Source organism: Streptomyces sp. NPDC023838 (genome assembly GCF_040639555.1).
Taxonomy (GTDB): Bacteria; Actinomycetota; Actinomycetes; order Streptomycetales; family Streptomycetaceae; genus Streptomyces.
This window is the reverse complement of sequence record NZ_JBFAAD010000033.1, coordinates 13,517-37,992: the sequence shown is the minus strand read 5'-3', so window position 1 is coordinate 37,992 and position 24,476 is coordinate 13,517. Positions and strand designations below refer to the sequence as shown.

At 70.0% G+C, this 24,476-nt stretch carries 23 protein-coding genes and 1 tRNA gene; 22 read left to right on the top strand and 2 right to left on the bottom strand.

What is annotated here, in order from left to right; all coding sequences use genetic code 11:
• The first annotated feature begins 457 nt into the window (after positions 1-457).
• Complete coding sequence (locus AB0G17_RS30125) at positions 458-649, top strand: hypothetical protein (RefSeq protein ID WP_361389599.1); 192 nt, start codon at positions 458-460, stop codon at positions 647-649.
• 20 nt (positions 650-669) lie between these two features.
• On the opposite strand, the gene AB0G17_RS30120 is transcribed toward AB0G17_RS30125, so the two are convergent.
• Together AB0G17_RS30120 and AB0G17_RS30115 are read right to left on the bottom strand one after the other, a co-directional pair.
• Positions 670-1,014 carry a hypothetical protein gene (locus tag AB0G17_RS30120; RefSeq protein ID WP_361389597.1) on the bottom strand — a complete coding sequence of 115 codons (345 nt, stop codon included), beginning with the start codon at positions 1,012-1,014 and terminating at the stop codon, positions 670-672.
• Positions 1,015-1,415: 401 nt separating this feature from the next.
• Positions 1,416-1,487 (bottom strand) — tRNA-Arg (locus AB0G17_RS30115).
• A gap of 167 nt (positions 1,488-1,654) precedes the next feature.
• On the opposite strand from AB0G17_RS30115, the gene AB0G17_RS30110 reads away from it, so the two are divergent.
• From AB0G17_RS30110 to atpA, 21 genes are all read left to right on the top strand, one after another.
• Entirely contained in the window at positions 1,655-2,098 is a 444-nt protein-coding gene (locus AB0G17_RS30110) for a response regulator (protein WP_361389681.1), read from the top strand.
• 262 nt (positions 2,099-2,360) lie between these two features.
• Positions 2,361-3,602 carry an ArgS-related anticodon-binding protein NrtL gene (gene nrtL, locus AB0G17_RS30105; protein ID WP_361389595.1) on the top strand — a complete coding sequence of 414 codons (1,242 nt, stop codon included), beginning with the start codon at positions 2,361-2,363 and terminating at the stop codon, positions 3,600-3,602.
• Between the two features lie 15 nt (positions 3,603-3,617).
• Entirely contained in the window at positions 3,618-5,009 is a 1,392-nt protein-coding gene (gene lysA / locus AB0G17_RS30100; RefSeq protein ID WP_361389592.1) for a diaminopimelate decarboxylase, read from the top strand.
• 133 nt (positions 5,010-5,142) lie between these two features.
• Positions 5,143-6,432 (top strand): homoserine dehydrogenase, encoded by a 1,290-nt coding sequence (locus tag AB0G17_RS30095; protein ID WP_361389679.1) that lies wholly within the window; start codon positions 5,143-5,145, stop codon positions 6,430-6,432.
• 6 nt (positions 6,433-6,438) lie between these two features.
• A complete protein-coding gene (thrC, locus tag AB0G17_RS30090) occupies positions 6,439-7,497 on the top strand; it encodes a threonine synthase (protein ID WP_361389590.1) in 1,059 nt (352 codons plus the stop codon).
• Positions 7,498-7,726: 229 nt separating this feature from the next.
• On the top strand, positions 7,727-8,644 hold the full coding sequence (thrB, locus tag AB0G17_RS30085) for a homoserine kinase (protein WP_361389588.1): 918 nt from the start codon (positions 7,727-7,729) through the stop codon (positions 8,642-8,644).
• 401 nt (positions 8,645-9,045) lie between these two features.
• Positions 9,046-11,112 (top strand): transcription termination factor Rho, encoded by a 2,067-nt coding sequence (rho, locus tag AB0G17_RS30080; protein WP_361389586.1) that lies wholly within the window; start codon positions 9,046-9,048, stop codon positions 11,110-11,112.
• 240 nt (positions 11,113-11,352) lie between these two features.
• Complete coding sequence (locus AB0G17_RS30075; RefSeq protein ID WP_361389584.1) at positions 11,353-12,468, top strand: LCP family protein; 1,116 nt, start codon at positions 11,353-11,355, stop codon at positions 12,466-12,468.
• 161 nt (positions 12,469-12,629) lie between these two features.
• Positions 12,630-12,851 (top strand): 50S ribosomal protein L31, encoded by a 222-nt coding sequence (gene rpmE, locus AB0G17_RS30070; RefSeq protein ID WP_101390144.1) that lies wholly within the window; start codon positions 12,630-12,632, stop codon positions 12,849-12,851.
• A gap of 102 nt (positions 12,852-12,953) precedes the next feature.
• Positions 12,954-14,033: a peptide chain release factor 1 gene (prfA, locus tag AB0G17_RS30065; protein WP_361389582.1), complete on the top strand. Its 1,080-nt coding sequence runs from the start codon at positions 12,954-12,956 to the stop codon at positions 14,031-14,033.
• Positions 14,034-14,108: 75 nt separating this feature from the next.
• Complete coding sequence (prmC, locus tag AB0G17_RS30060) at positions 14,109-14,990, top strand: peptide chain release factor N(5)-glutamine methyltransferase (protein ID WP_361389580.1); 882 nt, start codon at positions 14,109-14,111, stop codon at positions 14,988-14,990.
• A 56-nt stretch (positions 14,991-15,046) separates the two neighbouring features.
• Positions 15,047-15,694, top strand: coding sequence for an L-threonylcarbamoyladenylate synthase (locus AB0G17_RS30055; RefSeq protein ID WP_361389578.1), 648 nt, complete (start codon positions 15,047-15,049; stop codon positions 15,692-15,694).
• Entirely contained in the window at positions 15,691-16,341 is a 651-nt protein-coding gene (locus tag AB0G17_RS30050; RefSeq protein ID WP_361389576.1) for a protein-tyrosine-phosphatase, read from the top strand. The genes AB0G17_RS30055 and AB0G17_RS30050 overlap by 4 nt, the downstream gene beginning before the upstream one ends.
• A 147-nt stretch (positions 16,342-16,488) precedes the next feature.
• Positions 16,489-17,811, top strand: a complete 1,323-nt coding sequence (glyA, locus tag AB0G17_RS30045; RefSeq protein WP_361389574.1) for a serine hydroxymethyltransferase — start codon at positions 16,489-16,491, stop codon at positions 17,809-17,811.
• Between the two features lie 93 nt (positions 17,812-17,904).
• Positions 17,905-19,260: an MraY family glycosyltransferase gene (locus tag AB0G17_RS30040; protein WP_361389677.1), complete on the top strand. Its 1,356-nt coding sequence runs from the start codon at positions 17,905-17,907 to the stop codon at positions 19,258-19,260.
• Between the two features lie 261 nt (positions 19,261-19,521).
• The gene (locus AB0G17_RS30035; protein ID WP_361389572.1) at positions 19,522-19,956 is read left to right on the top strand and encodes a hypothetical protein; all 435 of its coding nucleotides are present in this window, start codon (positions 19,522-19,524) and stop codon (positions 19,954-19,956) included.
• Positions 19,957-20,181: 225 nt separating this feature from the next.
• Entirely contained in the window at positions 20,182-21,000 is an 819-nt protein-coding gene (gene atpB, locus AB0G17_RS30030) for a F0F1 ATP synthase subunit A (RefSeq protein WP_361389570.1), read from the top strand.
• Between the two features lie 75 nt (positions 21,001-21,075).
• Positions 21,076-21,312: an ATP synthase F0 subunit C gene (gene atpE / locus AB0G17_RS30025; RefSeq protein ID WP_361389568.1), complete on the top strand. Its 237-nt coding sequence runs from the start codon at positions 21,076-21,078 to the stop codon at positions 21,310-21,312.
• Between the two features lie 53 nt (positions 21,313-21,365).
• Positions 21,366-21,908: a F0F1 ATP synthase subunit B gene (locus tag AB0G17_RS30020; RefSeq protein ID WP_361389566.1), complete on the top strand. Its 543-nt coding sequence runs from the start codon at positions 21,366-21,368 to the stop codon at positions 21,906-21,908.
• Positions 21,905-22,720, top strand: coding sequence for a F0F1 ATP synthase subunit delta (locus AB0G17_RS30015; protein WP_361389564.1), 816 nt, complete (start codon positions 21,905-21,907; stop codon positions 22,718-22,720). The genes AB0G17_RS30020 and AB0G17_RS30015 overlap by 4 nt, the downstream gene beginning before the upstream one ends.
• Positions 22,721-22,860: 140 nt before the next feature.
• Complete coding sequence (atpA, locus tag AB0G17_RS30010) at positions 22,861-24,456, top strand: F0F1 ATP synthase subunit alpha (protein ID WP_361389562.1); 1,596 nt, start codon at positions 22,861-22,863, stop codon at positions 24,454-24,456.
• The last annotated feature ends 20 nt before the right edge of the window (positions 24,457-24,476 follow it).

Below are 24,476 nucleotides of genomic sequence, written 5' to 3'. Positions count from 1 at the left end.
CTGTACATTCACCCTTCCCCGCGCGAACCGTCAGATTGTGCCTATGGATGACCCGCCAAAGCCCAGTGCAGCCCTTCGCTAACATCTGTCCGCCACAGATACCCCGGTACCGGCCGATGCGGTCGTCACCCTCCTGCTCGAAGCGTTCAACGAGCTTTCAGGGGTAAACCTCGCCGACGTATCAGGCGAGAGCTTTTGCCTTGAGTAAGACGCCCCCGGCGGCATGTAAAGCGGTCAAAGTTTACGAAGCGCGCGAAGTCCTAATAGGTATCCGCCACTAGGAGACGTCGGTTAATTTCAGTCTGCGACTGCTTCACCCTGTTGTGGGTGGCACATGGTCAAGGGAAGTTCCCTTCTTGCGGTGCACCTCAGGTAGCCGGATCACCTTCAGCCCTAGCTGCTGTGCAGGCAAGCGCATGCCGATGTCGTCGGTAAGCACGCGGGCACCAGTTGCCGGATGGAGATTCTCTCGGTCAGCGGCGCAGCGCAAAATGGCGAGGTCTGTATCACCGTCACGGTCATCGGTGTCAACCCATACTTCGAGCGTGACGCCTTCGCGGAGGTGTACGGGTTCCCCGGGGAGGCTGTCCTTGAAAACGCGCTCCAGGTAACGAATTGCTGTAGCGGCTTTGCGGCAAAATCACCTTGACCGTACTTTTGCTTGTCCAATTACTCGATCACCCGTAGAGGTATGACAAGCCGGGTCAGGCTGATCTTTTCATCCTGAGCTTTGAAGACGTCGCGCCACAGGATGTCTCCTGGCTGTTGCCAGTGGTTGAGCATGTTGGTGTCGTAGACAACCGGCAGGCCAGGCCGGGCTACAAGCATCTTCAGCCCTTCCATCTCTTTGCGTGCTCGCTCGAGTGCCTTCATTTGGTTCTCGATCTCCGTCGAGAGGGCCTGGTTGCGCGCGCGCTGAGTGCGCGCCATGTAGTGGGCTAGGTCTGGATCGCTCGTCCACCTGCTTTTTTCTAGGGCGGCTGTTCCGCCCGCGAGCAGGTTCCAGTACGCCACGGAGTGGAGACCAGCAGCGAGGTCTGGGGCTGCGAAAGCTTGCTTCAGCGCGGGATAGGTGTCGTGAACAGCATCGATGTAGCGCGATAGAAGTCCTGCGAGCCCCGAGCGTTGCCCCATATCGTCTCGGCGCGACGAAGTGTGTCGTCGGCGTTCTCCACGGTGATCCCCGGATTCAGTCTCATCCGGGGATGCTGGCAGACGGGAGGCTCGGGCGGGCCACGGCGAGTGAGCTCTGTGCAGGCGACGTGCCGTGATGCTTCGAGATCCCGTCCACGCCTCGTCCACAGGCCTCGGCATACGGCCGCTCCGGGCGGCATACGTCTATGCCTACACATACGCAAAGACCCCGGCCTCAGCGTTTCCGCTGGTGACGGGGTCTTTGGACACCTCGTAAGGGGTGCCCCCGGCAGGATTCGAACCTGCGCACACGGCTCCGGAGGCCGTTGCTCTATCCCCTGAGCTACGGGGGCGTTCACCGCGCTTGGCGGCGACGGGTTGAACACTACCAGCTCTCGTGGGGTGGCTGTGAACAGGTATTTCGCGTCGTCCGGCGGGGCGGGGTCCCCCGCAGGGGGCGGAAGTGGGGAAAACCCGGACGCGGCGACGGTCGCGGACCTAACCTCGAGATGTGTCAGGCGTGTCCGGCCGGGTGCTTGTTGTCGACGACAACAAGGTCATCCGGCAGTTGATCAGGGTCAACCTCGAGCTGGAGGGCTTCGAGGTCGTGACCGCGGCCGATGGTGCCGAGTGCCTGGAAGTGGTGCACCGGGTCTGTCCGGATGTCATCACTCTGGACGTCGTGATGCCACGGCTCGACGGGTTGCGTACGGCCGCGCGGTTGCGGGCGGACGCGCGTACGCGGCATCTGCCGCTCGCCATCATCAGTGCCTGTACGCAGTACGAGGTCGAGACCGGGCTCGCGGCCGGTGTGGACGCGTTCCTGGCCAAGCCCTTCGAGCCGGCCGAGCTGGTCAAGGTCGTACGGCAGCTGATGCACCGGGAGGCCCCGCCGTCCACCGACGGCAACAGGCAGCCGCAGCCCGGACGAGCCGGGCGGGCGGCCGGGACGAGCCGCGGCTGAGCGGTGGAGGCAGTACGCCCCGGCATGGGCGGGGGCGCCCCACACCGGTCCCGCCACCCCCGGCCCCGCCGCACCCCGCACTCCCGCGCCCCGGCACGGAGCCCCCCGGCCCCGCCGCACCAAGCGAGGGCGCACCCCCACACCAGTGCCGCCATCTCCGGCCCCGCCGCGCCCCCCAACCCCCCCCGCCCCCCCGGAGGCCCCCGCCCACATCCCGAAACCGATTCGCCGCCCCACCCCCCCTCTCCCATACGCTTGGCCCGTGACCCCCGCAGAGCTCTCCCGTACCGTCGTGCGTGCCGTGCGCAGCGTCGTCGACGAGGGTGTGCTGTGTGTGGTCGTGCCCGATGACGTCAAGGTCGAGCGGCCCCGGCCGGGTGGGGGCGGGGACTACGCCAGTGCCGTCGCGCTGAAGCTCGCCGCCGCCTCCGGGCTCGCCCCCCGCGCCGTCGCCGAGGCCCTGCGCGGGCACCTCACCGGCGCCCCCGGGGTCGCGCGCGTCGACATCACCGGGCCCGGGTTCCTCAACTTCACCCTGGACGCGGAAGACGGCCCCCACGACCTCGTACGTCAGGTCCTCGCCCTCGGCCCGCGCTACGGGTACGGCGACTCCCTCGCCGGGCAGCACACCTCCTTCGCCCCCGTTGGCGAGCCCCGCGCCCGCGCCGTCACCTCCGTCGTCGTCGAGCTGCTGCGCTCACAGGGCGCCACCGCCGAGATCACCCCGTACGGGAGTGAGCGGCTCCACGTCCTCCCGGACCCGGAGACCGCCCACCTCGCCGATCCCGACGCCGCCCGCTGGGCCTACCTCCGCGCCGCCGCCCACGACCGGCCCGCCCCCGCCGCCGAGCTCCTCGCCCAGCGCGACAGCAATCCGTACTTCCGGGTCCGGTACGCGTACACCCGCACGCGTGCCCTCACCCGCAACGCCCACGACCTGGGCTTCACCAGCGCCCCGGGCGACCTGGGCAGCACCGAAGGCGCCCCCGGCGCCACCCACCGCGCCCCCGAGCGCGCCTCGGGCGGCCTCGGCCTCCCCGAAAGCGCCCCCGGCGGCCTGAGGGCCACCCGTCGCACCCCGGATCGCGCCCCCGGCGCCACCCACCGCGCCCCGGAGCGCGCCTCGGGCGGCCTCAGCCTCCCCGAAAGCGCCCCCGGCAACCTGAGGGCCACCCGCCGCACCCCGGATCGCGGCCCCGGCGCCACCCACCGCGCCCCGGGCGAAACCGGTACCCCGGACACCGCCACCCCCCTCCTCACCCACCTCGCCGACCACCCCACCGTCCTCCTCCGCGCCGCCCGCCTCGCCGCCCCCGACCGGCTCGCCCGGCAGCTCGAAGCCCTGGCCGATGGCGTCCTCGACTTCCAGCACTGCGTTCTTCCGCTCGGGGACGAGAAACCCTCGGCCGCCCACCGTGCCCGGCTCGCGCTCGCCGAAGCCGTCGGGGCGGTGCTGGCCGGTGGCCTGTCCCTGTTCGGCATTCGCGTACCCGAATATTTGTGAGAGTTGAGAGACAGCATGAGCCGTTCCGCACATCCCGCCGGGCCCCGTCACGCCGACGTCTTCCCCGAGGGGCATTACTCCGCGCCGCCCGCCGACCTCAACTCCCTTGATCCGAAGGTCTGGTCGCAGACCGTTGGACGCAACGACGACGGAGTCGCCACCGTCGCCGGGCTCGATGTCGCCTCGCTCGCCGAGGAGTTCGGCACCCCCGCCTACTTCCTCGACGAGACCGACTTCCGCGCCCGCTGCCGCGCCTGGGCCGACGCCTTCGGCAAGGACGCCGATGTCTTCTACGCCGGGAAGGCGTTCCTCTCGCGTGCCATTGTGCGGTGGCTCCATGAGGAAGGGCTCAATCTCGACGTCTGCTCCGGCACCGAGCTCGCCACCGCCCTTTCCGCCGGAATGCCCGCCGAGCAGATCGCTTTCCACGGGAACAACAAGTCCGAAGACGAAATCCGGCGGGCCGTCGAGGTCGGTGTCGGGCGTATCGTCCTCGACTCCTTCCAGGAGATCGTCCGCGTCGCCCACATCGCGCAGAGCCTCGGCAAGCGCCAGCGCGTCCAGATCCGCGTGACCGTGGGCGTCGAGGCGCACACCCATGAGTTCATCGCCACCGCTCACGAAGACCAGAAGTTCGGGATCGCGCTCGCGGGCGGGCAGGCCGCCGAGGCCGTTCGCCGTGCCCTCAAGCTCGACGGGCTCGAGCTCATCGGCATTCACTCCCACATCGGGTCCCAGATCTTCGACATGGCGGGTTTCGAGGTCTCCGCCCGGCGTGTGGTGCAGCTGCTCGCCGAGGTGCGGGACGAGCACGGGGTCGAGCTGCCCGAGATCGACCTCGGTGGCGGCCTCGGCATCGCGTACACCTCCGACGACGACCCCAGCGAGCCGCACGAGATCGCCAAGGCGCTCAACGAGATCGTCAGCCGCGAGTGCGAGGCCGCCGGGCTGCGTACGCCGCGTATCTCCGTCGAGCCGGGGCGCGCCATCGTCGGGCCCAGCGCCTTCACGCTGTACGAGGTCGGGACCATCAAGCCGCTGGACGGGCTGCGGACCTATGTGAGCGTCGACGGGGGGATGTCCGACAACATCCGTACCGCCCTGTACGACGCCGAGTACTCCGTCTCCCTCGTCTCGCGCACTTCCGACGCCGAGCCGATGCTGGTACGGGTCGTGGGCAAGCACTGCGAGAGCGGCGACATCGTCGTACGGGACGCGTTCCTGCCCGCCGACCTGGCGCCCGGTGATCTCATCGCGGTGCCGGCCACCGGGGCGTACTGCCGGTCCATGGCCAGCAACTACAACCACGCCCTGCGCCCGCCCGTCGTCGCCGTCCGCGACGGTGAGGCGCGGGTGATCGTGCGGCGCGAGACCGAGGAAGATCTCCTGCGGCTCGACGTCGGATGACGAAACAAATTGAATAGATCGATGAATAGATAGTGGAATATGTGTCTCAGGATCCGGACGGAGGGGGGAAATCTCCGTCCGGTGAGTGAGACTGGTTGGCATTCAAGCTGGTAGAAGGAGACGAGGTCGGATGATGCGTACGCGTCCGCTGAAGGTGGCGCTGCTGGGCTGTGGAGTGGTCGGCTCAGAGGTGGCGCGCATCATGACGACGCACGCCGACGACCTCGCGGCGCGCATCGGCGCGCCCGTCGAGCTCGCCGGTGTCGCCGTGCGCCGGCCCTCCAAGGTGCGCGAGGGCATCGACCCCGCCCTCGTCACCACTGACGCCACCGCTCTCGTCAAACGCGGCGACATCGACGTCATCATCGAAGTCATCGGTGGCATCGAGCCCGCTCGTACCCTCATCACCACCGCCTTCGAGCACGGCGCCTCCGTCGTCTCCGCCAACAAGGCGCTGCTCGCCCAGGACGGCGCCGCGCTGCACGCCGCCGCCACCGAGCACGGGCGGGACCTGTACTACGAGGCGGCGGTCGCCGGCGCCATTCCGCTCATCCGGCCGCTGCGCGAGTCGCTCGCCGGTGACAAGGTCAACCGGGTGCTCGGCATCGTCAACGGCACGACCAACTTCATCCTCGACAAGATGGACTCCACGGGCGCCGGGTACCAGGAGGCCCTCGACGAGGCCACCGCCCTCGGCTACGCGGAGGCCGACCCGACCGCCGACGTGGAGGGCTTCGACGCCGCCGCCAAGGCCGCCATCCTCGCCGGGATCGCCTTCCACACCCGGGTCCGCCTCGACGACGTCTACCGCGAGGGCATGACCGAGGTCACCGCGGCGGACTTCGCCTCGGCGAAGGAGATGGGCTGCACCATCAAGCTGCTCGCCATCTGCGAGCGGGCCGCGGACGGCGGCTCCGTCACCGCCCGGGTGCACCCCGCGATGATCCCGCTCGACCACCCGCTGGCCTCCGTACGCGGCGCGTACAACGCCGTCTTCGTCGAGGCGGAGGCCGCCGGACAGCTGATGTTCTACGGGCCCGGCGCGGGCGGCGCGCCGACCGCCTCCGCGGTCCTGGGCGACCTGGTGGCGGTCTGCCGCAACCAGCTCGCCGAGTCCACCGGCCCCGGTGAGTCCGCGTACACCCAGCTGCCCGTGAGCCCCATGGGCGACGTGGTGACGCGCTATCACATCAGCCTCGACGTGGCCGACAAGCCGGGCGTGCTCGCCCAGGTGGCCACGGTCTTCGCCGAGCACGGCGTCTCCATCGACACCGTGCGGCAGTCGGGCAAGGACGGCGAGGCCTCCCTCGTCGTCGTGACCCACCGCGCGGCCGACGCGGCCCTCACCGGGACCGTGGACGCCCTGCGCAAGCTCGACACCGTGCGGGGTGTCGCCAGCATCATGCGTGTTGAAGGGGAGTAACGAGCAATGACCCACCAGTGGCGCGGAATCATCGAGGAGTACCGGGACCGGCTCCCCGTCTCCGCTACGACCCCGGTCGTCACCCTCCGCGAGGGCGGCACGCCGCTCGTGCCCGCGCAGGTGCTCTCCGAGCGCACGGGCTGCGAGGTCCACCTCAAGGTCGAGGGCGCCAACCCCACCGGGTCCTTCAAGGACCGGGGCATGACCATGGCGATCAGCCGGGCCAAGGAGGAGGGCGCGAAGGCGGTCATCTGCGCCTCCACCGGCAACACCTCCGCCTCCGCGGCCGCCTACGCGGTACGGGCCGGCATGGTGTGCGCCGTCCTGGTGCCGCAGGGCAAGATCGCGCTCGGCAAGATGGGCCAGGCGCTCGTGCACGGCGCGAAGATCCTCCAGGTGGACGGGAACTTCGACGACTGTCTGACGCTGGCGCGCAGCCTCTCCGACAACTACCCGGTGGCGCTGGTCAATTCGGTCAACCCGGTCCGTATCGAGGGCCAGAAGACCGCCGCGTTCGAGATCGTGGACATGCTCGGCGACGCGCCCGACATCCATGTGCTTCCCGTCGGCAACGCCGGCAACATCACGGCGTACTGGCGGGGGTACCGGGAGTACGCGGCGGACGGCGTGTCCACCCACGCGCCCCGCATGTGGGGCTTCCAGGCGTCCGGTTCGGCGCCGATCGTGCGCGGTGAAGTGGTCAAGGACCCGTCGACGATCGCCACCGCGATTCGCATCGGCAACCCCGCGTCCTGGCAGTTCGCGGAGGCCGCGCGCGATGAATCGGGCGGTCTCATCGACGAGGTGACGGACCGTGAGATCCTGCGGGCCTACCGGCTCCTGGCCGCCCAGGAGGGCGTCTTCGTGGAGCCCGCGTCGGCCGCCTCGGTCGCCGGTCTGCTCAAGGCCGCCGAACAGGGTCTGGTCGACCCCGGACAGAAGATCGTCTGTACGGTCACCGGCAACGGCCTCAAGGACCCGGACTGGGCCGTCGCGGGTGCTCCGCAGCCGGTCACGGTGCCGGTGGACGCGGCGGCCGCGGCCGAGCGCCTCGGTCTGGCGTAGGCAAAACCCGTACAACGTCGTGCAACTCGGCACGTAGGGGCGCAGGGGGCTCGCGACACGCATCGTGCGCCTCCTGTGCGCCCTATGTCGCCACTGAACCTTCCTTCGATAGGCTGTACTCAACCCGCCCCGCCGCATATGCCGCGGTGCAGTTGCCCACGTGGCCGTCGGGTGTTGGGTACTTCTTCGAAAATCCCGCAGCAGTCTCACAAGGAGAGTCATCAGAGCGATGGCCGGTCCCGCATTCCGCGCCGCCGCCGTACGGGTGCGCGTCCCCGCCACCAGTGCCAACCTCGGCCCGGGCTTCGACTCCCTGGGCCTGTCACTGGGGCTCTACGACGACGTGGTGGTCCGCGTCGCCGACTCCGGCCTGCACGTCGACATCGCGGGCGAGGGCGCCGAGACGCTGCCCCGCGACGAGAGCCACCTCCTCGTACGGTCGCTGCGTACCGCGTTCGACCTGCTCGGCGGGCAGCCGCGCGGCCTCGAAGTCGTCTGCGCCAACCGCATTCCGCACGGCCGGGGCCTGGGCTCCTCGTCGGCCGCCATCTGCGCCGGCATCGTCGCGGCGCGCGCGGTGACGATAGGCGGCGACGCCAGGCTCGACGACGCCGCGCTGCTTGAGCTGGCCACCGAGATCGAGGGCCACCCCGACAACGTCGCGGCCTGTCTGCTCGGCGGGTTCACGCTCTCCTGGATGGAGGGGGGAGCGGCGCGGGCCATCAGGATGGATCCCGCGGATTCCATCGTTCCGGTGGTCTTCGTCCCGGGCAAGCCGGTGCTGACGGAGACCGCCCGGGGGCTGCTGCCGAGGACCGTCCCGCATGTGGACGCGGCGGCCAACGCCGGACGCGCGGCCCTGCTCGTGGAGGCGCTGACCAGGCGCCCCGAGCTGCTGCTCCCGGCCACCGAGGACCGGCTCCACCAGGAATACCGGGCACCCGCGATGCCCGAGAGCGTGGCGCTGGTCAACCGGCTGCGGGCGGACGGTGTCCCCGCGGTCATCTCCGGCGCGGGACCCACGGTCCTGGCGCTGGTCGAGGACGGTGCGGCCGACAAGGTCGCACGGCTGGCGGGCGAGGGGTGGGCCGCGAACCGGCTCCGCCTCGACGCTTCGGGCGCGAGTGTCCTGCCACTGGGCTCCTAGAGCCCCGGGGGCGGGACGCGCGGCTTGCCGGTGAACGAGAGGGGGAATGTTTGTTGGATCCGGTAGTGTTAACCTCAAGTCTGCATCGGTCGTCATTGTGGCGCGGTGCTTCGTGTCCCCTTCAGGGACCGCCTTTCTTCCGGGAGCCTCCCAAACTGCCTGCGCAGCCTGCCTGAGCAGTTTCCGAGCACGCTCCGGAACCCGGCACGACACCCCCCGCTTTTCCCAGGGGGCCGAGTAGGGGAACTCGGGCCGGACCCCACGCACGTTCATCTCTCCGCCGTACGCGGCGGACCACCGCCCCGGCACGGTCAGTGACCCCAGGTCACGGGCCATGTTCGGACAGCACAACCGGTCGCCGAGCCAGACAGGCCGACGTCCGCTCCAGGGAAGGACCCTTCGTGAGCGACACCACCGATCTGATGGGCGTGACAGCCGACACTTCTGTCGGCGACGCCGCGCCCGCCGCAGGTGCTGCCTCGGGCACCACCTCACGGCGCCGCCGCTCCGGCACCGGCCTCGACGGCATGGTCCTGGCCGAGCTGCAGCAGGTCGCGTCCGGCCTCGGCATCAGGGGCACCGCGCGGATGCGCAAGAGCCAGCTGATCGAGGTCATCAAGGAGGCGCAGGCCGGTTCCGGCTCCGCCGCCCCGGCCAAGGGCGCCGACGCGGCCGAGACCAAGCCCAAGCGCCGCGCCACCTCCAAGGCCCGTACGGGTGACGAGGCCGCCGAGAAGCCGGCCGCCCAGCAGCAGATCGAGATCCCCGGCCAGCCGGCCGGGGGCGCCGCCCAGGCCGAGCGGAGCCGAGAGCTCGGGGGAGACGAGCAGCCCGTGGGCGAGCGCCGTCGCCGGCGCGCCACCGCGGCCGCCGGCTCGCCGGAGTCGGCGACCGCCGTCGCCGAGCCGCAGACCGCCAAGGCCGAGGCCAGGACCGACGTCCGGGACGGGCAGAAGACCGACGCCCAGCCCGAGACCAAGGCCACCGAGGCCGTCGACGGCGCCGAGGGCCGGCGCGAGCGCCGCGACCGCGGCGAGCGCGGTGGCGAGCGGGGCGACCGCCAGGGCCGCCAGCGCGGCGACCGCGACCGTGACCGCGGCGAGCGGGGCGAGCGGGGCGAGCGGGGCGAGCGCCGCGGCAAGGGCGACGACCAGCAGGGCCAGGGCGGCCAGCGCCAGCAGCGCCAAGGCGGCCAGGGCCAGCAGAACAACGGTCCGCAGGACGACTTCGACGACGAGGGCCGCCGCGGCCGCCGTGGCCGTTACCGGGACCGCCGCGGCCGCCGCGGTGGCCGCGAGGAGTTCGGCGCCGAGCCGCAGGTCGCCGACGACGACGTGCTGATCCCCGTCGCGGGCATCCTGGACATCCTCGACAACTACGCGTTCATCCGGACCTCCGGCTACCTGCCCGGCCCGAACGACGTGTACGTCTCGCTGGCCCAGGTCCGCAAGAACGGTCTGCGCAAGGGTGACCACGTCACCGGCGCGGTCCGCCAGCCCAAGGACGGCGAGCGCCGCGAGAAGTTCAACGCGCTGGTCCGTCTGGACTCCGCGAACGGCATGGCGGCCGACTCCGGCCGCGGTCGCCCGGAGTTCAGCAAGCTGACGCCGCTGTACCCGCAGGACCGGCTCCGGCTGGAGACCGACCCGGGCGTGCTGACCACGCGGATCATCGACCTCGTGTCGCCGATCGGCAAGGGCCAGCGCGGTCTGATCGTGGCCCCGCCGAAGACCGGCAAGACCATGATCATGCAGGCGATCGCCAACGCGATCACGGTCAACAACCCCGAGTGCCACCTGATGGTCGTCCTGGTCGACGAGCGTCCGGAAGAGGTCACCGACATGCAGCGGTCGGTCAAGGGCGAGGTCATCTCCTCGACCTTCGACCGCCCGGCCGAGGACCACACCACGGTCGCCGAGCTCGCCATCGAGCGCGCCAAGCGCCTCGTGGAGCTGGGCCACGACGTGGTCGTGCTGCTCGACTCGATCACCCGTCTGGGCCGTGCGTACAACCTGGCGGCCCCGGCCTCCGGGCGCATCCTGTCCGGTGGTGTCGACTCGACCGCGCTCTACCCGCCGAAGCGCTTCTTCGGTGCCGCGCGCAACATCGAGGACGGCGGCTCGCTGACCATCCTCGCCACCGCGCTCGTGGAGACCGGCTCGCGCATGGACGAGGTGATCTTCGAGGAGTTCAAGGGCACCGGCAACATGGAGCTCAAGCTCGACCGCAAGCTCGCCGACAAGCGCATCTTCCCGGCGGTGGACGTGGACGCGTCCGGCACCCGTAAGGAAGAGATCCTGCTCGGCAGCGACGAGCTCGCGGTGGTCTGGAAGCTGCGCCGGGTGCTGCACGCGCTCGACCAGCAGCAGGCGATCGAGCTGCTCCTGGACAAGATGAAGCAGACGAAGTCGAACGCCGAGTTCCTGCTCCAGATCCAGAAGACGACCCCGGGCAACGGCAACGACTGACCGTCACCGCCGCGACCTGCGCGAAACGCCCCCGGCACCTGGGTGCCGGGGGCGTTTCCCGTACCCGGGAGGGCATCCGGGGCGTACGAGAGCTTCACCACACGCGCCGGGCGCTCTTAAGGCCTTCTTAGAACCCTGTGCAACCCTTCTTGGTGCTTCTCCGTCTGACAAGTGTCGACAAACCGTGCCTGACAGACACGGCGGGGGGTACCAGGAGCGGCAGCGAGGACTGAGGAGACCATGGCCGAGCAGAGCGAGAGCGGCAGCGCCCGAATATCCGGCGGTGGCCGTGGCAGGCGCCGCAAGCGTCCCACCACGCGCCGCCGCGCGGTGAAGATAGCGGCCTGGTCCGCGGCGGGCGTGGTCGTGGCCGGCGGGACCGGCCTGGGGTACGTCTACTTCAAGCTGAACGGCAACATCAAGGGCGTCGACATCAACGCCCAGCTCGGCACCGACCGTCCGCAGGACGTCGACAACGGATCCATGGACATCCTCGTCCTCGGCTCCGACTCGCGGGCCGGCGCCAACAAGGAGTACGGCCAGGACGACGGCGGTGCCCGCTCCGACACCGCGATGGTCGTCCACGTGTACGAGGGCCACAAGACGGCGAGCGTCGTCTCCATCCCGCGCGACACCCTGATCACGCGCCCCTCCTGCACCACCACGGACGGCAAGAGCGACCCCGGCGGCAAGCGCCAGATGTTCAACACGGCGTACGAGGTCGGCGGCCCGGCCTGCGCGGTCAAGACGGTCGAGCAGATGTCCGGCATCCGTATGGACCACTACATCGAGGTCGACTTCACCGGCTTCAAGAAGCTCATCGACGAGCTCGGCGGGGTGCCCGTCACCACCGCGAAGCCGATCAAGGACAGCAAGAGCCATCTGGACCTGCCGGCCGGCAAGCACACCCTCAACGGCGAACAGGCCCTCGGCCTGGTCCGCACCCGGCACGGCGTCGGCGACGGCTCCGACCTCGGCCGCATCCAGCTCCAGCAGGCGTTCATCAAGGCGCTGATCGGGCGGGTCAAGGGCGTGGGCGTCTTCACCAGCCCCACCAAGCTCTACGGGCTCGCGGACGCCGCCACCAAGGCGATCACCACCGACTCCGACCTGAACTCGATCAACAAGCTGATCGGCTTCGGCAACGGGCTCAAGGGACTGGGCGCGGACGACGTCCACATGATCACCCTGCCGGTGATGTACGACCCGGCCGATCTCAACCGCGTACTGCCGCAGCAGGCCCACTCCCGGCAGGTCTGGGACGCCCTGCTGAAGGACCAGCCGATCCCGGCCTCCGCGACCGAGGACTCGGCGGGTGACAAGGGTGACGTCGGTGCTGTGGTGAAAACCGGCTGACCTGCTGGTTCGCCGGGCGGGAACGGGCGTGGAATAGATCGGGGCCGACCCCGGTTTTGGGAGATACGCCCAGTCCTGGCAGACTGGTACGTCGGCCCCGGTTCACGTGCGCGCATTCCCGCGCGGACGACCCGGAGCCCTCCCTGAACTAGGAGAAACCCTTGAAGCGCGACATCCACCCCGAGTACGTCGAGACGCAGGTCAGCTGCACCTGTGGCGCGTCGTTCACCACCCGTAGCACCCTCGCCGAGGGCACCATCCGTGCCGAGGTCTGCTCCGAGTGCCACCCGTTCTACACGGGCAAGCAGAAGATCCTCGACACCGGTGGCCGCGTGGCCCGCTTCGAGGCCCGCTTCGGCAAGGCTGCTGCCGCCAAGAAGTAGCGAGCCACTGCGCCGGTCTTCGGCCGCCCCCGTGCGGGGCGGCTGGGACCGGCGCTTTGCCGTCTGCCGCAGCCACTCAACGCGATTACTCAGGAGCCCCCGATGTTCGAGGCGGTCGAGGAACTGATCGGCGAGCACGCCGATCTGGAGAAGAAGCTCGCCGACCCTTCGGTCCACGCCGATCAGGCGAACGCGCGCAAGCTCAACAAGCGCTACGCCGAGCTGACGCCGATCGTCGGGACGTACCGCTCCTGGAAGCAGACGGGCGAGGACATCGAGACGGCCAAGGAGTACGCGGCGGACGACCCCGACTTCGCGGCCGAGGCCAAGGAGCTGGAGAAGCAGCGCGAGGAGCTGACGGAGAAGCTGCGGCTGCTCCTGGTCCCGCGCGACCCCAGCGACGACAAGGACGTCCTCCTGGAGATCAAGGCGGGCGCGGGCGGCGACGAGTCGGCGCTGTTCGCCGGTGACCTGCTGCGGATGTATCTGCGCTACGCCGAGCGCGTCGGCTGGAAGACCGAGATCATCGACGCCACCGAGTCCGAGCTGGGCGGCTACAAGGACGTCCAGGTCGCGGTGAAGACCAAGGGCGGCAACGGCGCCACCGAGCCCGGCCAGGGCGTCTGGGCGCGGCTGAAGTACGAGGGCGGGGTGCACCGCGTGCAGCGCGTGCCCGCCACCGAGTCGCAGGGCCGCATCCACACCTCCGCCGCCGGCGTGCTCGTCACGCCCGAGGCCGAGGAGGTCGACGTCGAGATCAACATGAACGATCTGCGCATCGACGTGTACCGCTCGTCGGGCCCCGGCGGCCAGTCCGTCAACACGACCGACTCCGCCGTCCGCATCACGCACGTCCCGACCGGCGTGGTCGCCTCCTGCCAGAACGAGAAGAGCCAGCTCCAGAACAAGGAGCAGGCCATGCGCATCCTGCGTTCGCGCCTCCTCGCCGCCGCCCAGGAGAAGGCCGAGGCGGAGGCCGCCGACGCCCGGCGCAGCCAGGTGCGTACCGTGGACCGCTCCGAGAAGATCCGCACCTACAACTTCCCGGAGAACCGCATCTCGGACCACCGAGTCGGCTTCAAGGCGTACAACTTGGACCAGGTACTCGACGGCGACCTGGACGCGATGATCCAGGCGTGCGTCGACGCCGACTCCGCCGCCAAGCTCGCCGCGGCGAGCTGACACCCGTAAGACACCCGGTACTTCCCCCGCCGCACGACCGGGCGGGGGAGGCCCATTGCAGCCCGGAGGACCAGCGTGCCGCAACATTCTGGGGGGCGAACCCCAGGCCCCCGCAGTGTGCTGCTCGCGGAGGTGGCCCAGGCCACCCAGCGGCTGGCCGACGCCGGCGTGCCCTCGCCGCGCTTCGACGCGGAGGAGCTCGCCGCGCACATCCACGGCGTCAAGCGGGGAGAGCTGCACCTGGTCAAGGACGCCGACTTCGACGCCCGGTACTGGGAGGCGGTCGCCCGTCGTGAGGCGCGCGAGCCGCTCCAGCACATCACCGGGCGGGCGTTCTTCCGCTATCTGGAGCTCCAGGTCGGCCCCGGCGTCTTCGTGCCGCGCCCCGAGACCGAGTCGGTCGTCGGCTGGGCCATAGACGCCGTGCGGGCCATGGACGTGGTCGAGCCGCTCATCGTCGACCTCTGCACCGGCTCCGGCGCGATCGCGCTCGCCATGGCCCAGGAGGTGCCCCGCTCGCGGGTGCACGCGGTGGAGCTCTCCGAGGACGCCCTGACCTGGACCCGCAAGAACGTCGAGGGCTCGCGCGTCGTGCTGCACCAGGGCGACGCCCTGGCCGCGCTGCCCGAGCTCGACGGCCAGGTCGACCTGGTCATCTCCAACCCGCCGTACATCCCGCTCACCGAGTGGGAGTACGTCGCCCCCGAGGCCCGGGACCACGACCCCGAGCTCGCCCTCTTCTCAGGCGAGGACGGCCTCGACACGATCCGGGGCATCGAGCGCACCGCCCACCGGCTGCTGCGGCCCGGCGGCCTCGTCGTCGTCGAGCACGCCGACACCCAGGGCGGCCAGGTGCCGTGGATCTTCAACGAGGAGGCCGGCTGGGCGGACGCCGCCGACCACCCCGACCTGAACAACCGTCCGCGCTTCGCCACGGCCCGCAAGGCCCTGCCGTGACCGCCTTGACCCCCAACCGCTTCAAGACCGCGTACGTGTACGAGGAGGCCCCGTAAATGGCTCGGCGATACGACTGCAACGACGCGACCGACCGCACGACCGGTCTGCGCGAGGCCGCCTCCGCAGTGCGCCGCGGCGAGCTCGTCGTCCTCCCGACGGACACCGTCTACGGCATCGGCGCCGACGCGTTCAGCGCCGAGGCCGTCGCGTCCCTGCTGGACGCCAAGGGCCGTGGCCGCAATATGCCCACCCCTGTGCTGATCGGGTCCCCGAACACGCTGCACGGGCTGGTCACGGACTTCTCCGAGCAGGCGTGGGAGCTCGTCGACGCGTTCTGGCCGGGCGCGCTGACGATCGTCGCCAAGCACCAGCCCTCCCTCCAGTGGGACCTGGGCGACACCCGGGGCACGGTCGCGATCCGGATGCCGCTGCACCCGGTCGCCATCGAGCTGCTCACCGAGGTCGGCCCGATGGCCGTGTCCTCCGCCAACCTCACCGGACACCCCTCGCCGGAGAACTGCGACGCCGCGCAGGAGATGCTCGGCGACGCCGTCTCGGTGTACCTGGACGGCGGCCCGACCCCGGGCATCGTCCCGTCGTCGATCGTCGACGTCACGGGCAAGGTGCCGGTGCTGCTGCGCGCGGGCGCGCTCGACGCCGACGAGCTGCGCAAGGTGGTACCCGACCTCGAGGTGGCGAATTGACAGCCCCTGAGACGGGGCGTGGCATAGGCACCGGGCTCACCGGCACCACTTTCCGCATCCTCCACGTCAGCACCGGCAACGTGTGCCGCTCGCCCATCACCGAGCGGCTGACCCGGCATGCCCTGTACGACCGCCTCGGCGACCCGTACACCGGCGGCCTGATCGTGGAGAGCGCGGGCACCTGGGGCCACGAGGGCGCCCCGATGGAGGCCAACGCGGCGGCCGTCCTCGCCGACTTCGGCGCGGACGCCTCCGGCTTCACGGGGCGCGAGCTCCTGGACGAGCACGTCATCACCGCGGACCTGGTCCTGACGGCCACCCGCGACCACCGCGCCCAGGTCATCTCGATGGGCCACTCGGCGGGTCTGCGCACCTTCACGCTGAAGGAGTTCACCCGGCTGGTGCGCGCCATAGACCCCACGACCCTGCCGGACCCCTCCGAGGCCGGCATGGTCGAGCGCGCCCGCGCCCTGGTCCGCGCGGCGGCGGCCCTGCGCGGCTGGCTGCTGGCCCCGAGCGCCGAGGCGGACGAGGTGAACGACCCGTACGGGGCCCCCATCACGTTCTTCCGCTCGATCGGCGACGAGATCAACATGGCCTTGGAGCCGGTGGTGACGGCCCTTACGGGTGTGCGCGCGCCGCATTGAAGGCCGCCCGGGCGCGGCGCGTGCACTGACGTCGTCCGGGTGCGGCGCGTCGGGAGGGGTGACGGGAATCTGCCGGGCGCGGGCGCGTGCGTCGGCCTACATTGGATCTGACGCCCCACACGCCCCCTGTCAGGCCCGGAGACCCCGATGACGGTCACCACCGCAGCCGTGTCCGCTGCCCGCGCCGCCGCCCCCGAGGGGGCGCTCGACGCCCTGCGGCGGCAGGATCCCGAGATCGCCGACGTGCTGCTCGGCGAGACGCGGCGGCAGGCCACCTCGCTCCAGCTCATCGCCGCCGAGAACTTCACCTCGCCCGCCGTGCTCGCGGCGCTCGGCTCCCCGCTCAGCAACAAGTACGCCGAGGGCTATCCCGGCGCCCGCCACCACGGCGGCTGCGAGATCGTGGACATGGCCGAGCGGATCGCCGTGGACCGGGCCAGAGCGCTCTTCGGGGCCGAGCACGCCAACGTACAGCCGCACTCCGGCTCCTCGGCCGTCCTGGCGGCCTACGCGGCGCTGCTGCGGCCGGGCGACACCGTGCTGGCCATGGGGCTCCCGTACGGGGGACACCTCACCCACGGCTCGCCCGCCAACTTCTCCGGCCGGTGGTTCGACTTCGTCGGCTACGGCGTCGACCCGGAGACCGGCCTCATCGACTACGAGGAGGTCGCCGCCCTGGCCGAGCGCCGCCGCCCCAAGGCGATCGTCTGCGGCTCGATCTGCTACCCGCGCCACCCCGACTACGAGGCGTTCCGCGAGATCGCCGACTCGGTGGGCGCCTACCTCATCGCGGACGCGGCGCACCCCATGGGCCTGGTGGCCGGGGGAGCGGCGCCCAGCCCCGTCCCGTACGCCGACGTGGTCTGCGCGACCACCCACAAGGTGCTGCGCGGCCCCCGAGGCGGGCTCCTGCTGTGCGGTGCGGAGCTGGCGGCCCGGATCGACCGGGCGGTCTTCCCGTTCACCCAGGGCGGCGCCCAGATGCACACCATCGCCGCCAAGGCGGTCGCGTTCGGGGAGGCGGCGACCCCGGGGTTCACGGGATACGCCCATCAGGTGGTCGCCAACGCGCGCGTGCTCGCGGCCGGGCTGGCCGCCGAGGGCTTCGCCGTGGTCACCGGCGGCACCGACACCCACATCATCCTGGCCGACCCCGCCCCCCTGGGAGCCGACGGACGGGCCGCCAGGGGCCGTCTGGCGGGCGCCGGGCTGGTCCTGGACACCTGTGCCCTCCCGTACGACGAAGCGCGCGGCATCCGGCTCGGTACAGCCGCGCTGACCACCCAGGGAATGGGCGAGGCGGAGATGGCGAGGATCGCGGTGCTGTTCTCGGCGGCGCTGCGCGAGGACGGCGAAGGGGGCGGCGAGGGGGGCGGCGAGGGGGGCGGCGAGGGACGCACCGGATCGCGCGCCGAAGTCCGCGCCGAGGTGCGGGAACTCGCGGGGAGATTTCCCCCCTATCCGCACTAGACGGGGTTGAGTGCAACCATCTCGTGTACCCGCGTGTCCTCAACCATGTGGTCGCGAAGCTAGTGTGTGGGGCTGAGATGGCCAGCGATACCTCTGGGGCAGCCCGTGCGTGAATACCTGCTGACGCTCTGCGTCACGGCCGCGGTGACCTACCTGCTCACCGGGCCGGTGCGGAAGTTCGCCATCGCGACCGGCGCGATGCCGGAGATCCGCGCCCGGGACGTGCACCGCGAACCGACGCCGCGGCTCGGCGGCATCGCCATGTTCGGCGGACTGTGCGCGGGCCTGCTCGTCGCCGACCACCTCGACAGCCTCAACGGCGTCTTCGAGCGCTCCAACGAACCGCGCGCGCTGCTCTCCGGCGCCGCCCTGATCTGGATAATCGGCGTCCTGGACGACAAGTTCGAGATCGACGCCCTGATCAAGCTCGGTGGCCAGATGATCGCCGCCGGTGTGATGGTCGTCCAGGGTCTGACCATCCTGTGGCTGCCCGTCCCGGGCGTCGGCGCGGTCTCGCTCACCTCCTGGCAGGGCACGCTGCTCACAGTCGCCCTGGTGGTGATCACCATCAACGCGGTGAACTTCGTGGACGGCCTGGACGGCCTCGCCGCGGGCATGGTCTGCATCGCCGCCGCGGCGTTCTTCATGTACGCGTACCGGATCTGGTTCGGATACGGCATCGAGGCCGCGGCCCCGGCCACCCTCTTCGCCGCCATCCTGATGGGCATGTGCCTGGGCTTCCTGCCGCACAACATGCACCCGGCGCGGATCTTCATGGGCGACTCGGGCTCGATGCTGATCGGGCTCGTCCTCGCGGCCGGCGCGATCTCCATCACCGGACAGGTCGACCCGGACGCGCTGCGGATGAACCTCAGCCTCAGCGGCAGCGAGCGCGAGGCGACCCACGCGATGCTCCCGGTCTTCATCCCGCTGCTGATGCCACTCACCATCATCGCGATCCCGATGGCCGACCTGGTGCTGGCGATCGTGCGGCGCACCTGGAAGGGCCAGTCGCCGTTCGCGGCCGACCGCGGGCACCTGCACCACCGGCTGCTGGAGATCGGCCACTCGCACAGCCGCGCGGTGCTGATCATGTACTTCTGGGCGGCGCTGATCGCCTTCGGGACGCTCGCGTACTCGGTGCACTCGGCGTCGATGTGGATCGTCTTCGTCATCGTCGCGCTGAGCGCGGTCGGTCTGGTCCTGCTGCTGCTCCCGCGCTTCACCCCGCGCGCCCCGCGCTGGGCCGAGGCGTTCGTCCCGCCGCGCTACCGGCGCCGCAAACGGCTCGCCACGGCTTCCGTGGGCGCGGAGGGCACCGAGGAGTGGGACGGCGACGAGGAGGAGCGCGCACCGGTCGGCGCGGGCGTCTGCGGCGTCAACGGGGCGACCGCCATCGGCCCCCGTTCGCGCTTCCCCGACCGGCGGAAGACCGGCGCATCACGCTGACGAATTGCCTCACCGGGCCCCAATACCAGACAAGTTGCCGCCCGTTCTGCACATGCGCGCGCGTTCACTCTCATGTGTGACGGGCAGCACACCATCTTGGTAAAGACCTCATCAAATAGTTTGTGATACGGTTCACGAGACCCGGCAACAGAGCCGAAGGACCGTAGTGCGACGGCCCATTGGCCCGAGGGACCACCTCGGCCGGGGCCTACGCTCGTCCATGACGACACCCTGCCCCCACCAGTTAGCGGAGCTGCCGCCATGCCGTCCAACGACGCCCGCACCCTCCTTCAGACCGCCGTACCCACCACTGCCGCCGGCGTCATCGCCGTCGCTGTCAGTGCCGGGGTAGCGGGCGGCAAGGGGGCCATCGGCGCCGCCATCGCGACGGTCGTGGTCGTCTGCTTCATGGGCATCGGGCTCCTCGTACTGGAACGCACGGCAAAGAACCTGCCCCACCTGTTCCAGGCCATGGGGCTGATGCTGTACACGGCTCAGCTGCTGTTGCTCTTCATCTTCGTCGCGGTCTTCAAGAACACGACACTGTTCAACCCCAAGGCATTCGCCGCCACACTCGTCGCGCTGACCCTCGTCTGGATCGGCATGCAGGCACGTGCGCACATGAAGGCCAAGATCCTTTACGTCGAGCCGGATTCGGAGGCTCAGAAGCCCGAGAAATCCGGGTCTTCGTCGTGAAGGGTAGGGGCGGAATAAATGCGAGTTCGAGACCCTGCTATCGTCCGGTGCCAACTGCGGCACTGCGGGCGCGGGCATCTGAGCTGACGCCTGCTCGAACGCGAGGCTTGATGCCCGACCGCCGCCCCATCATCCGTAACACCAGTCCAGTGCCGAACCGCGGCTGCGCGCCGCGCCGACACAACGAGGTTGCCGTACCTATGCGCCACGCTGAAGGAGCCCGCGGTGAGTGCTGACCCGACGCAGCTCGCTTTCGACACCAGTTGCCACCTGTTCCAGGACTGCGGTGGCTTCGAGGGTCCGGGCCTGCACTCGTTCCTGTTCGAGCCTCTCTGGGGCGACGCGGACGGCGTTTATTTCAACAAGCCGATGCTGCTCGCCCTGCTGGGCTCGCTCATCATCGCCGGCTTCTTCTGGGCCGCCTTCCGCAAGCCGAAGGTCGTCCCCGGCAAGCTCCAGATGGTCGCCGAGGCGGGCTACGACTTCGTACGCCGCGGCATCGTCTACGAGACGATCGGCAAGAAGGAGGGCGAGAAGTGGGTCCCCCTCATGGTCTCGATCTTCTTCTTCGTCTGGATGATGAACCTCTGGTCGATCATCCCGGTCGCGCAGTTCCCGGTGACGTCGATCATCGCGTACCCGGCGGTTCTCGCGGGGATCGTCTACATCATCTGGATGAGCCTCACGTTCAAGCGCCACGGCTTCGTCGGCGGCTTCAAGAACCTCACGGGCTACGACAAGAGCCTCGGCGGCGTCCTGCCGCTGGTCATGGTCATCGAGTTCTTCTCGAACGTGATCGTGCGCCCCTTCACGCACGCGGTGCGACTCTTCGCGAACATGTTCGCGGGTCACACCCTGCTGCTGCTCTTCACGATCGCCAGCTGGTACATGCTCAACGGCATCGGCATCGCGTACTCGGGCGTCTCGTTCGTGATGGTCATCGTGATGACCGGCTTCGAGCTCTTCATCCAGGCCGTCCAGGCGTACGTGTTCGTGCTTCTGGCCTGCAGCTTCATCCAGGGCGCCGTCGCCGAGCACCACTGACCGCCCGCCCCTCAAAACCCCCAGTCGTCCGGTGGCCAACCCCCACCGGTCCGTGAAAGAGAAGGAAGAACTGGCATGTCCCAGATCCTCGCTGCCTCCGATGGTGTCACCGGCTCCCTCAGCTCCGTCGGTTACGGTCTCGCCGCGATCGGCCCCGGCGTCGGCGTCGGCATCATCTTCGGTAACGGCACCCAGGCCATGGCCCGTCAGCCCGAGGCCGCCGGCCTGATCCGCGCCAACCAGATCCTCGGTTTCGCGTTCTGTGAGGCGCTGGCCCTCATCGGCCTCGTCATGCCGTTCGTCTACAGCTGACGAACAGTCACGACTAGACCGATCCGACGAAAGGCACTGATGTGAACCTCACCATGGTTCAGCTGGCGGCCGAGGGCAAGGAAAACCCCCTCGTTCCGCCGTGGCCTGAGCTCGTCATCGGCCTGATCGCCTTCGTCATCGTCTTCGGCTTCCTCGCGAAGAAGCTCCTCCCGAACATCAACAAGGTTCTGGACGAGCGGCGCGAGGCCATCGAGGGCGGTATCGAGAAGGCCGAGGCCGCGCAGACCGAGGCTCAGAGCGTGCTGGAGCAGTACAAGGCCCAGCTCGCCGAGGCCCGCCACGAGGCTGCCCGCCTGCGCCAGGAGGCGACCGAGCAGGGCACCGTGCTCATCCAGGAGATGAGGGCGGAAGGCCAGCGGCAGCGTGAGGAGATCATCGCTGCCGGCCACGCCCAGATCGAGGCCGACCGCAAGGCCGCGGCGCACGCGCTCCGCCAGGACGTGGGCAAGCTCGCCACCGACCTGGCTGGCAAGCTCGTCGGCGAGTCCCTTGAGGACCACGCCCGGCAGAGCCGCACCATCGACCGCTTCCTCGAGGGTCTCGAGGACGCTTCGAAGGCCGAGGCCACGCGATGAACGGAGCGAGCCGCGAGGCACTGGCTGCCGCGCGCGAGCGGCTCGACGCGCTGATGGACCACACGTCCGTCGACGCGGCGACGCTCGCCGGGGAGCTGGCGGCCGTCACCGCGCTGCTCGACCGCGAGGTGTCGCTGCGTCGGGTCCTCACCGACCCGTCGCAGCCCGCCGAGGCCAAGGCCGAGCTGGCCGGACGCCTCCTCGGCGGCCAGGTCGGCGGCGAGAGCGCCGACCTGGTGAGCGGCATGGTCCGCTCCCGCTGGTCGCAGTCGCGCGACCTGGTGGACGCGCTGGAGGAGCTGGCGAACACCGCCGACCTCACCGCGGCGCAGAAGGCCGGCGCGCTGGACGACGTGGAGGACGAGCTGTTCCGGTTCGGCCGGATCGTCACCTCCAGCGCCGACCTGCGCTCCGCGCTGACGAACCGCGCCGCCACGGCGTCCGCCAAGGGCGAGCTGCTGAGCAGCCTGCTCGGCGGCAAGGCGAACGCGGTCACCGAGCGGCTCGTCGCGCGTCTGGTGACCAAGCCGCGTGGACGTAGCCTGGAAGCGGGACTCGAGTCCCTCTCCAAGCTCGCCGCGGAGCGCCGGGACCGCATGGTCGCCGTGGTCACCTCGGCGGTACCGCTGACCGACGTGCAGAAGCAGCGCCTCGGCGCCGCTCTGGCGAAGGTCTACGGCCGCCAGATGCACCTGAACCTGGACGTGGACCCGACGGTCCTCGGCGGGATCTCGGTGCGGGTGGGCGACGAGGTCATCGACGGCACCATCGCGCAGCGCCTCGACGAGGCGAGCCGGCGACTGGCCGGCTGACCTGCCTCGGCAGCGTCACCAATTACACAAGGCATCACAGCGGCCCGGTTGGGCCGTGCAGAACTTGCAGAAGATTCCTGGGGGTCGCCCCCAGACCCCCTAAGAAGCTTCAGGCCCAACAAGGAGAGCAGGGAACCCAGATGGCGGAGCTCACGATCCGGCCGGAGGAGATCCGGGACGCACTGGAGAACTTCGTCCAGTCGTACCAGCCGGACGCGGCCTCGCGCGAGGAGGTCGGTACGGTCAGCGTTGCCGGCGACGGCATCGCGAAGGTGGAGGGCCTGCCCTCCGCCATGGCGAACGAGCTGCTGAAGTTCGAGGACGGCACCCTCGGTCTCGCCCTCAACCTCGAGGAGCGCGAGATCGGTGCGATCGTCCTCGGCGAGTTCAGCGGCATCGAGGAGGGCCAGCCGGTGCAGCGCACCGGTGAGGTTCTCTCCGTCGGTGTCGGCGAGGGCTACCTCGGCCGCGTTGTCGACCCGCTCGGCAACCCGATCGACGGCCTCGGCGAGATCGCGACCGAGGGCCGCCGCGCCCTCGAGCTGCAGGCCCCGGGCGTCATGGTCCGTAAGTCGGTGCACGAGCCGATGCAGACCGGCTACAAGGCCGTCGACGCGATGGTGCCGATCGGCCGTGGCCAGCGTCAGCTGATCATCGGTGACCGTCAGACCGGCAAGACCGCTCTGGCCGTCGACACGATCATCAACCAGCGCGACAACTGGCGCTCGGGCGACGTGAACAAGCAGGTCCGCTGCATCTACGTCGCCATCGGCCAGAAGGGCTCGACCATCGCGTCCGTTCGCGGCGCCCTGGAAGAGGCCGGCGCGCTCGAGTACACGACGATCGTCGCCGCCCCGGCGTCCGACCCGGCCGGCTTCAAGTACCTGGCGCCGTACACCGGTTCCGCCATCGGCCAGCACTGGATGTACGCCGGCAAGCACGTCCTGATCATCTTCGACGACCTGTCGAAGCAGGCCGACGCCTACCGCGCCGTCTCGCTGCTGCTGCGCCGCCCGCCGGGCCGCGAGGCCTACCCGGGTGACGTCTTCTACCTGCACTCGCGTCTGCTGGAGCGCTGCGCCAAGCTCTCCGACGACATGGGCGCCGGTTCGATGACCGGTCTGCCGATCGTCGAGACCAAGGCGAACGACGTGTCGGCGTTCATCCCGACCAACGTCATCTCCATCACCGACGGCCAGTGCTTCCTGGAGTCCGACCTGTTCAACGCGGGCCAGCGCCCGGCGCTGAACGTCGGTATCTCGGTCTCCCGCGTCGGTGGCTCCGCCCAGCACAAGGCCATGCGCCAGGTGTCCGGCCGACTCCGCGTGGACCTCGCCCAGTACCGCGAGCTGGAGGCGTTCGCCGCCTTCGGTTCCGACCTGGACGCCGCGTCGAAGGCCTCGCTGGAGCGCGGCAAGCGCATGGTCGAGCTGCTGAAGCAGGGCCAGTACCAGCCGATGCCCGTCGAGGAGCAGGTCGTCTCCGTCTGGGCCGGCACCACCGGCAAGATGGACGACGTCCCGGTCAAGGACATCCGTCGCTTCGAGTCGGAGCTGCTGGAGCACCTGCGCCGCGAGCGCAAGGAGCTCCTCACCTCCATCGCCGAGGGCGCCAAGATGTCGGACGACACCATCACCGCCATCGGTGACGCCGTCGCCAACTTCAAGCGGCAGTTCGAGACCTCGGACGGCAAGCTCCTGGGCGAGGACGCGCCGGCCGTCAACGTCTCCAAGTGACGACGGAAGGGACCTGACTC